Origin of the sequence: Paenibacillus enshidis (assembly GCF_042136365.1) — a bacterium.
Classification (GTDB): Bacteria; Bacillota; Bacilli; order Paenibacillales; family Paenibacillaceae; genus Paenibacillus; species Paenibacillus enshidis.
This window is the reverse complement of the sequence record NZ_JBHHMI010000005.1, coordinates 22,157-34,786: the sequence shown is the minus strand read 5'-3', so window position 1 is coordinate 34,786 and position 12,630 is coordinate 22,157. Positions and strand designations below refer to the sequence as shown.

Below are 12,630 nucleotides of genomic sequence, written 5' to 3'. Positions count from 1 at the left end.
AAATACAGAATAACTTTCAAGGCTTTTCAAATATAAACTGCTATGTATATCACAACTCTGATATAGTTATATTGTGAATATACTGTACTTGCGCCTCCAGAGGAACCACGTGTACTGTGGAGCTGGGGGCTTTTTAAGATTATGGAACTAGTTTTGCGAAAGGTGGTGCCAAAGTCATGTTCAATTATAGCTTGAATGATATACGCACCCTGTGCGGAACAACAGCCTATAACAGGGGAAGAGACTACTGCGATTCTCGCCGTGTGATCTCCCTCAATCTTGAAGAAAATATGAACTTGTCCGATAGTAGTGAAAGATACAATGCTGTTGTGCAAGGAAATAAAAAATACAAGGTTACTGTCGATATAGATGACTATGGAGATGTAGAGACAAGCTGCACCTGTCCTGCCTATGGCAGCTATTATTACGAAGCCTGCAAGCATGTCGCGGCGGTGCTGATTTCCCTGTATAGGAGGAACAAGGAGGACGAGAAGCAGGAGAGAAAGAGGGAAAAAGAGCGCATTGAGCAGGAATCCCTCTCCATTTGGGGGCCGAACTCTTTGTTGCATCGCGTGACTAGCACTACTTCCGGCTCTGCCAGCCATCCGCAGACGAACAGCCGACAGGAAGCGTCGCCGATCCCTGCTGGTCAGAGAGCCGTGAACTCTAAGATCCAGAAGCTGCCATCGGTTAGTTACGCAGCAGCCGAGCAGATGATAAAAATACTGGATGTACGTAAAGCGGGACATGATAAGGCTCCGGTATCCGATACGTTCAGGAGTATTCCAGTGAAAGACGCGCTACAGGTGGAATATATAGTCAAGGTCATGGAAGGCTACAATATTGAAGATCATTTGGCACTGGAGATGAAAATCGGGATCAAACGAACTTATATTGTGCAGAAGATCAGAGACTTTCTGGATGCGGTGGGCAGCGGAGAGTCGTATCCTTTTACAAAAATGTTCACCTTCGATCAGACAAGCCAGATCTTTCTGCCGGAGGATCAGGCGATTATGGACATCCTGCTGCGCGCCAGAGCCAATGAACGCTTGATGAAGAAAACGATAAATCCTTATTCGTCCAGCCTCGGCACTTACGAAGATCCCAAGCGAATGTATATTCCACCCATAGTGTGGGATCAACTGCTGGACAGGCTGCTGCAAGCGAGACATGTCATCTGGGAGGGGAAGGGCACATTAGGTACCAATCAGCTTGAACAGGCTGAAGGACTGCCGCCGGTTCAGTATAAGATCACTCCGGGTCAGGAAGATGGTTATGCTCTGAAGGTGGAAGGTGTAAACAGGCTGGCACTTCTGGAGAATTACGGAATTGTGCTGGAGTCTGGAAAATTGTTCAAAATGGAGCCCCGGCATATTCGACAGCTGTCCATGCTGAAATCCACTCTGTCCACTTATGGTGGTAAGGAACGGATTGAGGTGTCTGCCCGACAGATTGAGCCCTTCCTGCAGAATACACTGCCTGTGCTGCGTCAGCTCGGTGAGGTCAAGCTGGATAAGAAGGTGCAGAAGAATATTCAAGAGCCTGAGCTTACCATCAAGGCCTTTCTGGATCGAGAGGCCCAAACGCTGGTGCTGCGCATCGAATTTCATTATGGGGATATTGTAATTGATCCCTTATCGCCCTCCTCCAAACAGCGCCAATCCGGAGAGATCATTCTCATTCGTGACAGTGAACATGAACAGCGTGTGTTGAGACTGCTGGAGGAGGCTGCTATATCCTGTATCAGCGGCCGTTGGCTGGCAAGCACGGATGAACAGATGTATGAGATGCTGTATCATGTGCTGCCCTCGCTGGAGGAACTGGCAGAGCTGTATGTGTCACAGTCGGTGCAGCAGTTCAGGCAGCGCTCCTCCAACCAGATGAAGCTGAAGGCGGACATCACACAGGGGCTCGACTGGCTGGAGCTTGCCTTTGAGCTGGAGGGCATAGAGACTGAAGAGATCATTCATATTCTGAAGCATATTGTAGAGAAGAAAAAATATGTGCGTTTGCGTGACGGCGTACTTCTGTCATTGGAAGGACAGGCTTACGATGAAATCCGGACCGTAGCTGAACAACTGGACCTGAAGCGTGATCAGGCGAAGCAAGGCGTGTTTCGTCTGCCGGGTCTGCGGGCCTTGCAGCTGTTTCACCCTGAGGAGGCGAAGAGCAAAACTGTGCGGCTCGGCAAGCCTTTACGCCAGTTTCTGGAGCGTCTGCTTCGTCCGGAGCGGATGTCGTACGAACTGCCTGCCAGTCTGGAGCCAATATTGCGGGATTATCAGGCAGAGGGCTTTCAGTGGTTCAAGAACTTGTCTGCCTTTGGTTTTGGCGGCATTTTGGCCGATGATATGGGGTTGGGTAAAACCTTACAGACGATCTCCTATATTCGCTCTGAACTGGACGAGCGTGTAGCGGCCGCTGCGGCGGGTAATGAAGCAGGCATTGAAGCAGGCACTGAAGCAAGGACAGGCAGCCGAAATGCCGATCCTGCAGCACAGCAACCTGTGCTGATCATTACGCCAGCTTCACTCACCTATAACTGGGAGAATGAACTGCGCCGCTTTGCTCCGGAACTGAAGGTCGCAGTAGCTGCCGGCGACAAAGAGCAGCGCAGCAGCTTGATGGAGGACATGCAGGCACAGGCTTACGATGTGCTGATTACCTCTTACCCACTGCTGCGCCGGGACGCAGAATGGTATAAGGACAAGAGCTTCCCGATTCTGATTCTGGACGAGGCCCAGGCGATCAAAAATAGCGGCTCCCAGACGGCGCAACTGGTGAAACAGCTATCCGCGAAAAACCGGTTTGCCTTGACAGGAACACCGATCGAAAACTCGCTGCAGGAGCTGTGGTCGATCTTCGAGGCCGTTTTTCCCGCCCTGTTCCATGGACAAACCCATCTGCAAGAGCTGCCGCGTGAGCGCATTGCACGTATGATTTCACCCTTCCTGCTGCGCAGGCTCAAGCAGGATGTGCTGGAGGAGCTTCCAGACCGCATCGACACCGTGCACCGCTCGGCGCTTGTCAAAGAGCAGAAAAAGCTGTATATGGCGTATATGGCACGATTGCGGGAAGACACCCTGAAGGATCTGGAGACAGACGGTTTCCAGAAGAGCCGCATGAGAATTCTGGCCGGAATTACACGCCTGCGCCAGCTCTGCTGCCATCCATCCCTGTTCATTGAAAATTACGAGGGAACCTCCGGCAAGCTGGAGCAGCTGCTGGAGATGGTAGCGGACGGTCTGGCCAGTGGACGCCGCTTCCTGATCTTCTCTCAATTTTCCAGCATGCTGGGGTTAATTCGCACTACGCTGCAGAAGCACGGCTACCAGACCTTCTATCTTGATGGAAGCACACCTGCCAGCGAGCGTGTGGAGATGAGCCACCGCTTCAATGAAGGCGAGAACGACATCTTCCTGATCTCGCTTAAGGCGGGTGGAACCGGCCTGAACCTGACCGGCGCCGACACGGTCGTTCTGTTCGACCTGTGGTGGAACCCGGCGGTCGAGGAGCAAGCAGCGGGCCGTGCCCACCGCATGGGACAGCGTAAAATCGTGCAGGTGTTCCGAATGGTGGCAGAAGGCACAATTGAAGAGAAAATGCTGGAGCTGCAGCAGAAGAAAAAGGACCTGATCGAGGATGTACTGAACTCTTCTACAGGCAACACCTCCGCACTGAGCGAGGAGGACATCAGGGAATTACTTAGTATGTAGCTTGCAGAGATAAAGAGTCGTCGTTCCCGATGCGTTATGTGTACTACGCGATGCCAAACGAATGATTTAGCAGAATCGGTCTGCGTTCTCTTACCGATTTTCACAATGAATCACGTTCCCAGAGTAGGTAGCACCGGAGTAGCCGGATGCGAGGATTCGCACATCCGGGTTCTGTGGGTTCGGGCCACCAGTTGGGTGGCCTGAACCCCAGAGCCCATGCAATTGCGCATGAGCCTATTCGATTCCTTAGTCTGTTTCTGGTATTCTTGGCATTTTTCTAATGTATTGGCTGTGCAAAATATGATTTACTATAGGCTAGGAGATATCTGTTATAATAGAGCCGTATACATTTTAAAGAATTGATATGGAATGAGATAAAGGAGCAAGTCATATGAAAAAAATTCGTAAGGCAATTATCCCGGCGGCTGGCTTGGGTACGAGATTCCTGCCTGCAACCAAAGCGATGCCCAAAGAAATGCTTCCCATTGTCGATAAGCCGACCATTCAATACATTATTGAGGAAGCTGTTGCCTCGGGAATAGAGGATATTATTATTGTTACGGGTAAAGGGAAAAGAGCGATCGAGGACCATTTTGACTCCTCCTTTGAACTCGAATATAACCTGGCTGAAAAAGAAAAATGGAAGCTGCTTGATGAAGTGCGCAAACCCTCTGAAATGGCGGATATTCATTACATACGCCAAAAGGAGCCGAGAGGCCTGGGCCATGCGATCTGGTGTGCCCGTAAATTTATCGGAGATGAGCCATTTGCCGTCCTCCTTGGGGACGATATCGTTGAATCCGAAGTCCCTTGTCTCAAGCAGATGATGGATGTCTTTGACCGGTATCAGCGGGCCGTGGTAGGGGTAAAGCAGGTTCCTTGGAACGAGGTGAACCGCTATGGTATTGTGGAAGGTACCTCGCTTGAGGATAAGATTGTCGAAGCGAAACGGTTGGTGGAGAAGCCAAAGGCGGAGGAAGCCAAGTCTAATTTGGCCATCATGGGACGGTATATCTTAACCCCGGATATTTTCGAATTGCTGGGGCAGCAAAAAACAGGCGTGAACGGTGAAATTCAGCTTACCGACGCTTTGGCGGAATTAGGTGAACATAGCCCGATCCTTGGTTATGAATTTGACGGGAATCGGCATGATGTGGGTGAAAAATTAGGCTTCATTGAAACTACAATTCATTATGCACTTAAGCATGATGAATTGAAAAATGACGTCCTCGATTATATGAGACGGGTCATTGAGAAAATGGACCAAGAGAAAAAGGTCACTCTTTAGAGAGTGACCTTTTCTTGTCTTCTGTGAAGTACCTTGAAAGATGTTATTATTAATTCCATTTTATTGAAGATTTAGTGCAACCAAAGCATCAACCTGCTGCTTTTCATTTGCATCGGCTTGAATCAGCTTGTTGTACCAAGACTGATCTACCTGTCCTTGTTTCCGAGTAGCGGCAACGTAGTAGCGGGCGATTTCTTTATTCGTTGCGTTGCTTAGATCTTCGTTAAGAAGAGGCTGCAGGATCGCTGTCGCTTCAGCAGGTTTATTGGACATAAACTGAATTTTGCCCGTATTCAAGGCGATTTCAGGCGTCACATTAAACGGTTTCGCAATCATAATGCTGTCAGGTAGGGCATCAATGTGCGCCATTCCATCCAGCACTTTTTGATAGGCGTTCAAGCCTGCTTCAAAGTATTGCTGCTGCTTCGCCGTATCACCCTGCTCTCTCGCTTGATTGCCGAGAGTAAAAGCTTGCTGAATGAGATTGTTGTACCACGTAATATCCCATGTATAGTTCGAAATTTTATCCTGAAGGATTTCAAAAGCCTTCTCATTGTTGTTCTTCAATTGATAATGAGACATTAGATTAGAAGTCATGCTTTTATTAAAAGGCTCGGCTATCAAGCCCCGCTGCAGCAAGTCTTCATCAGCCGTATAAAACTGTTCGTTCTGAGTTTGTTTATAGGCTGCTTGGTATAGTGATGACAGCAGGATTAGCGAATCTGGATGCGTCGACCGGATGGACAAATCCTCATCGGCTGCCGCCTGAATCTGATCAAAAGATTGGCTCGTACGAGCAACCTGTCTGGCCTCCATGGATGCACTGCTTGATTGTATGAAACGCAAACCAGTAAATACCAGGATGATCGCTACAATTCCAATGATCCCGCTGTACAGTGGTCTGAAAGCGGCAGGATTCAGAGAAAGCCGTTTCACTGGCCTGCTGTCCATTGCCGCAGCCATACCCCCTAGCCCTACAAATACCAGCATACCCATGAACACATAGCTCAGGTTAAAGTCCAGGATACTGTGCAGCAGGATGGACAGCGTTAAAATGAAATAGAGAAAGTAAGAGTCTCGTTGCTCCGCATTCTGCTGAATATAACCACGGATATATTTATAAAACACAAACAAAATGAAAGCCATAAAGATAACAAAGCCTAAAATACCTACCTCGACTAAATACTGCATAAAGAAGTTATGTGCCTGACGGCTTGTATAAGGGTAATCCTGATACTTCTCGTACAGTGTTGCCCACCCGCCGCCGCCAGCTCCGATAATCGGGTAGTCCGCAATCAGCTTAGATGCATCCTCATAAAACTGAAAGCGTTCCAATACACTGTGCTGCTGGAAGTTGATGCCTTCCACCCGTACGCGGATATTTTCAGGCAATACGTTGCGCAGGCTTGTACCGATCAGCAGGAAGGCTACAACCCCGACGATGATGACCGAGCCGACAGGCAGCCACAGATTGGAAAGTTTTCGCGAGGCCCAGCCTTGCATGCCGTTCTCAAGCTTTGGCGCGACATACTGCTGAATCAGCCAGGATACTACGCCTGCAACGAGCGAAGCTGCAATGAGCAATCCCCAGCCTTTGGCTGCGGTGGCTCCGTTGTACGTTTGATTCAGATCAAGTCCTATATTGGTAATCGGGCTAAGAACAGCCAACGAGACAACTCCTGATACCGCACAATAGATAATCCACAGCAACTGCCGGGCCGGTTTGAAGAACAACAGCAACAGGATGAATACAACCGGCATCATAACCAAGCCGCCACGGGACAAGGTCAGAAACAGAGAAACCAGAATCGGAACGAGCATAAAGCCATGTGTTAGCCGCCCAAACCAGGTCTTTGATTTCATCAAGCTAAAGATCCCTGCAAAAAAGAATGCCATCAGAAACGCCGCATAAGTATTCGCATACTGGAATACAGAAGTCAGACGCAGACCGTTCGTATCCGTCATGACGGCACTGGTATAGCGGTTTTGATACACTGCACTGGAGAACCAGTCTACCAGCTTGCCGGCCAGAACCCACTGTCCGAACCAATTGATAAAACCAAAACCAACGATCAAATAAGCTACAGTCATTATCGTAGTTTGGATGATGTTATTGCCCAGCCGATCCTTCAAGAGGTACAACGACATGATGAACATGGCAGCGTAAATGCACTGTACGATCACCATATTCATGGCCAAGTAGTGCGAGGCAGCGGAGACTAGAGATAATACGTAAGTCAGCGGAAGCAGAACTACCAACACTGCCAGCCAGTCCCTTTGCTCTTCCAGTCTGAATTTTCTATAATAGCTAAGTAGTGCTATGATCAAAAGAACAGAGGTGATAGTGAGAGCCCAATAAACAGGCTTCTCGAAATCAAGCATTTGCCCATTGAACAGAGCTGCCTGAAATGGAGCCCAGATAAACAACAACATGATTCCAACAATTAACACCCAAAATAACGACGACCTTTTATCGTCACGGGTCGACGTTTGGGCTTGTTTCCCGTATACTGGATTCGACAAGGTTTACAATCTCCTTTTCTTGTAGATACGTCAATATTTTAGCATAATGTTCTCTAGAAATCATGTTTGTAATTATTTTAAATCATGTGAAGAAAGGAATGTTAAAGGAATTATGAAAGTTTGTAAGATTTTGTTTGGGACTATATTTTTACTAATTACGCTGTTGTCTTTCAGTAGACTAGCTTTTGCTTCTGATGATTATATAAAGCTGGAAAAAAGAATGGAATCTGAAGGGGATCAAAGAGAGTGGCTTACTATAAAGCAATCAGAGGCAGGCTTTAGAATTGTCAGTAACGATGGAAAAAAAGAGGCAGTTATGGTTGATAATTTTGGTGGAATATATCTGAATGGAGACCTCTACCTCAACAATAAGAAGATAAATGACGTTTTAAATGAAAGTGTGACTCGTAATTATGTGAATACAGTAGTGGTTGTGATTATTAGTGTGTTATCTATTTTATTGTTGGTCTTGACTTTTGTTTTACTTAAGTTAAAAAGAGAAATTAATAATTTGAACAATAAATTCTTAAAAGAAATTATAAAAGGAGAATAAGTATCTTGAATTACGTAAAGCAATTTATTCTTGATCGGAAGTTACTGTGGAAGATGGTACAAAATGATTTTAAAACACGATACCTTGGTTCTTATTTAGGTGTCTTCTGGGCATTAATCAATCCCATAATCACCATTGTAACGTTCTGGTTTGTTTTTGAAGTGGGATTTAGAAGCGCTCCTGTTAATGATATATCCTTTGTTCTATGGTTAGTTCCAGGGATAATACCTTGGTTTTATTTTTCGGACAGTATAGGGGCTGCAACTACATCTGTGATTGATAATGCTTACTTAGTAAAGAAAGTCCGATTTAGAGTTGGGTATTTACCATTAATCAAAATTTTGGCTTCTTTACTGATACATTTGTTTTTTATCGTACTTGCGATCTGCCTGTTTCTTGCACATGGGTATTCTCCGACCGTATATTACTTTGATATAATATACTATCTTTTTACTTCGACATTACTCATAATTGGGATAGCCTATATAACTTCTTCATTAAGCGTATTTTTTAAAGATGTTGGTCAAATTGTAGGGATAATTATACAGTTTGGTTTTTGGTTGACACCTATTTTTTGGAATCCTGTGATCATATCTGATAAATACTCCTTTATTTTCGAGTTAAATCCCATGTATTATGTAACTTCCGGTTATCGTGATTCGTTCATCTATGGTCGTCATTTTTGGGAAAATGGAACTTCTAGCATATTGTACATCATTCAGGTCCTTGTTGTTCTTGTTATTGGAATTTTATTGTTTAAGCGTTCGAAAAGTGCATTTTCAGATGTTCTTTAATAAAAACCTTTCTATAAGAGAAGGATGATTGATTTATGAATACAGAGACAGCGATAAGAGCCGAAGGTCTAACTAAACTATATAAATTATACAAGAAACCATCGGATAGATTAAAGGAGACATTGAATTTTTTTTCAAGCAAAGCACTACATGAGGAGAAGTATGCTCTGAAAAATTTCTCCATGGAGCTCAATAGAGGGGAAACAGTTGCGGTAATAGGGAAAAATGGATCGGGAAAGTCTACACTCTTAAAGATATTGGCTGGGGTCTTAACCCCGACTTTAGGTGATGTGGAAGTTCGAGGTAGAATAACTTCACTTCTTGAACTAGGTGCAGGTTTTAATCCTGAACTTACTGGAATTGAAAATATTTATTTCAATGGATCGTTGTTCGGATTTGAAGACGAGGCTATTAGAAACAAACTTGAAAATATACTTGATTTTGCAGATATTGGAGAATATGTTTACCTTCCGGTCAAAACGTATTCTAGCGGTATGTTTGCAAGGCTTGCCTTTGCACTTATGATAAACCTTGAACCTGATATTTTAATTGTAGATGAGGCTCTTTCCGTTGGTGATATTTTCTTTCAGCAAAAATGTAACACATACATGAAAAATGAAATGAAAGATGTTACTAAAATTATAGTAACTCATGATATGACCAGTGTCGCGAACCTTGCAGATAGATGTATAGTAATTTCTGAGGGGAAAAAAGTGTTTGATGGTGGAACACTTGATGGAATTGAGTACTTCGTTAAGAAGATGCACTCAGAAAATTTCTTTGTGAAGTCACAGGAATCAGCTTATGCTTTAAAAGCTAATGAGTTGGAAACTAGCATTAAAGAGAGTGCGTCGTTCACTACGATAGATCAAGCAGCATTAGGAGGTGCTTTGGAGGCATCTATAAAGAGCTTTAAGGTAGAGGTTAATGGTTCTGCATACCAAGGGTATATTATGGCAGGCGATAAAGTACGTATAACGTGTACTATTCAATCTTTGAAAAATATCCGTGAGGGCGTAATAGGGTATATTGTTTCGGATAAATTTGGGAATCAAATTTTCGGTGAAAATACCATTACTTCTTTGGAGAAAGTGTTCTCGCTTGATGAAGGCGGTATTCTTGCTAGCTTTGTTTTCCAATGGCCTGAAATAAAGGAAGGTTACTACTACATTACATTGGGAATAGGAGAGGGTAGTCATGAGTTGCAGCACGTTATACAATGTTGGGCTCATAATGTGTTTGAATTTTCCTGTGTTTCTCCTCATAAAACTATCCATTGTTTGTTTAATAATAAAATTGAAAAAGTTGAGATCACTAACTTGCGGAGGTGAAAAATATGCTTAACTGGAACATCAGTAATCCTATTTTTGAATCAGACATTCTAAATGAAAAATTAAATGTCTCTCCATGGTCAGGACATAGGAGATTTGTTTACGACTTATTAAGGTTTATTAGGCCAGAGCACGTACTAGAACTTGGCACACATTATGGATGCTCATTTTTTGCTATGTGTCAAGCAATTAAAGACTTTAAAATAAGTACAACGATTGAAGCTGTTGATACATGGGTGGGAGATTCCCAAGCTGGATTTTATGGTGAAGAGGTATATAGTTTAGTGAATAAAACCATTGATAATTATTTTCTCGAAATAGAAACTAGAATGCATAGAATGACCTTTGATGAGGCAAATCCTTACTTTGTAGATGATTATTTTGATATTATTCATATTGATGGATTTCATGAGTACGATGCTGTGAAAAATGATTATTTGAGTTATCTTCCTAAGTTGAAGAAAAATGGGATTTTCTTATTTCATGATATTGCATCGGATACTGGTTATGGATCTTCTGTCTTTTGGAAAGAGCTTCAAGAGCGATACAGTAGCTTTGAATTCGAGCATAGTTGGGGGCTGGGGGTTCTATTTCCGAAAGGTGACAAATACTATAACTTAATGATTGACGAGAATATTTTTGATAAAATCTTGTATTATACCTCAAAATCTGAGTTGGATCTTGCAACTATTAAAGTTAATGACCTTGAAGTGTTAGGTATTGAACGTTTTGAAACAATTAATCAAATGGAAGGAATGATACAAGAACGAGATGAAGTCATTGCCTCCCAAAATATGATGCTGGATGAGCGCTATAAAGCAATGCAAGAAATGGAAGGGATGATACAAGAACGAGATGAAGTCATTGCCTCCCAAAATGTGATGCTGGATGAGCGGTATGAAGCAATGCAAGAAATGGAAGGGATGATACAAGAACGAGATAAAGTCATTGCCTCCCAAAATGTGATGCTGGATAAGCGGTATGAAGCAATGCAAGAGATGGAAGGAATGATACAAGAACGAGATACGACCATTGCATTGCAAAATGAGATTTTAGAGAAAAAGGGGGGGAGAAAAAGGGGATGGATGTAATACATGTTTTAATATGGAAAGTAAGTGTTGAAGTACAGCTAATTAGTACTCCCGAAAAAGGCGTTTTTGTTGAAAGTAGCAACCGTTTTAGCGATATATCGCATTCATTTAACGGAACAACTTGATTTTGGTGGAGGGAAAACTGTGGTTAAAGTTGCGTGGTTTGTGCCTAGTCCGATGGAGGGATCTGGGGGACATAGAACTATATTTCAAAATGTTAATGCATTAGCTTCACAAGGATATGAAAGTGATATTTACATTGAAGACGACAATAGTTACTTGAACCTTAAAGACATGAAATTAAGCATCAATAGATATTTTGGAGAAATTAATGCTGATTTTTATCTTGGGTTCAGTACAGAAAAAAAGTATGATGCAATTTTTGCTACTGCGTGGCATACTGCTAAGGTTGTCAGAGATATTCCATATGATACCAAGAAATTTTATTTTGTACAAGATTTCGAGGCCTATTTTAATCCTATGGGTGATGGATATCTCCTGGCTGAAAATTCGTATAAGTATAATTTGACCCCAATTACGATCGGGAAATGGCTATCAAATGTGATGGTTGAGCGCTTTAATACACCCTCTAGCTATTTTGATTTTTGTGCAGATCATAATGTGTATAAGAGGCTTCCCGGGGCGAAAAGGGAAAAAGCAATATGTTTTATCTATCAACCGGAAAAACCGCGAAGATGTAGCATTATTGGGATAGAAGCCCTCGGTATCGTTAAACACTTAATGCCTGAAGTTAAAATTTATCTATACGGTTCGAAAAATAAAACGAATGTTTGGTTTGAACACACAAATTTAGAGCTAATTTCGGTCGAAGGGTGTAATGAATTGTATAATAAGTGTTCAGTGGGCTTGTGTATTAGTTCCTCTAATCCCTCGAGAATTCCGTTTGAAATGATGGCTGCGGGATTGCCAGTCGTGGATATTTATAGAGAGAACAACTTGTACGATATGCCAGATGGTGGGGTAAAGCTTGCTGACCAGACCCCAGAATCCATTGCTAACGCATTAATTAGTATATTGACTAATGAAGAGCAAATAGATGCGATGTCACAATTCGGAGTAGAGTTTATGAAAGAAAAGACATTAGAGCATGGATATACGCAGTTTACTGAAGCTGTAAAGAATATTTTAATGAGTGGAAGTTTTGAAAATCAGGTATATCCTAAATCTTACAACGAGCCTCCGGTAGTTGCCGATGCTTTCCTAAAAAAAATAAAGCCATTGTATCCCGTAAAAACTAATTCTTCTCTGGGATTAAAAGATTTCTTGAGAAAAGTTAAAAACAAGGTAAAAAAAATAATTTAATGAGGTCTAAA

At 43.3% G+C, this 12,630-nt stretch carries 8 protein-coding genes; 7 read left to right on the top strand and 1 reads right to left on the bottom strand.

Annotated features, from left to right (window positions below):
- Nucleotides 1-176 precede the first annotated feature (176 nt).
- On the top strand, nt 177-3,716 hold the full coding sequence (locus tag ACE41H_RS07785; protein ID WP_375354560.1) for a DEAD/DEAH box helicase: 3,540 nt from the start codon (nt 177-179) through the stop codon (nt 3,714-3,716).
- Nucleotides 3,717-4,107: 391 nt separating this feature from the next.
- The gene (galU, locus tag ACE41H_RS07780; protein ID WP_375354559.1) at nt 4,108-5,004 is read left to right on the top strand and encodes a UTP--glucose-1-phosphate uridylyltransferase GalU; all 897 of its coding nucleotides are present in this window, start codon (nt 4,108-4,110) and stop codon (nt 5,002-5,004) included.
- A gap of 60 nt (nt 5,005-5,064) precedes the next feature.
- On the opposite strand, the gene ACE41H_RS07775 is transcribed toward galU, so the two are convergent.
- Entirely contained in the window at nt 5,065-7,527 is a 2,463-nt protein-coding gene (locus ACE41H_RS07775) for an O-antigen ligase family protein (protein ID WP_375354557.1), read from the bottom strand.
- Nucleotides 7,528-7,639: 112 nt separating this feature from the next.
- Here ACE41H_RS07775 and ACE41H_RS07770 point away from each other — a divergent pair, with 112 nt between their 5' ends.
- The 5 genes from ACE41H_RS07770 (at nt 7,640) to ACE41H_RS07750 (ending at nt 12,619) form a co-directional block, all read left to right on the top strand.
- Complete coding sequence (locus ACE41H_RS07770; protein ID WP_375354555.1) at nt 7,640-8,080, top strand: hypothetical protein; 441 nt, start codon at nt 7,640-7,642, stop codon at nt 8,078-8,080.
- 5 nt (nt 8,081-8,085) lie between these two features.
- A complete protein-coding gene (locus ACE41H_RS07765) occupies nt 8,086-8,874 on the top strand; it encodes an ABC transporter permease (RefSeq protein ID WP_375354554.1) in 789 nt (262 codons plus the stop codon).
- A gap of 35 nt (nt 8,875-8,909) precedes the next feature.
- A complete protein-coding gene (locus ACE41H_RS07760; RefSeq protein WP_375354552.1) occupies nt 8,910-10,205 on the top strand; it encodes an ABC transporter ATP-binding protein in 1,296 nt (431 codons plus the stop codon).
- A 5-nt stretch (nt 10,206-10,210) separates the two neighbouring features.
- Nucleotides 10,211-11,296 carry a class I SAM-dependent methyltransferase gene (locus tag ACE41H_RS07755; protein ID WP_375354550.1) on the top strand — a complete coding sequence of 362 codons (1,086 nt, stop codon included), beginning with the start codon at nt 10,211-10,213 and terminating at the stop codon, nt 11,294-11,296.
- A gap of 69 nt (nt 11,297-11,365) precedes the next feature.
- Complete coding sequence (locus ACE41H_RS07750; RefSeq protein WP_375354548.1) at nt 11,366-12,619, top strand: rhamnosyltransferase WsaF family glycosyltransferase; 1,254 nt, start codon at nt 11,366-11,368, stop codon at nt 12,617-12,619.
- The last annotated feature ends 11 nt before the right edge of the window (nt 12,620-12,630 follow it).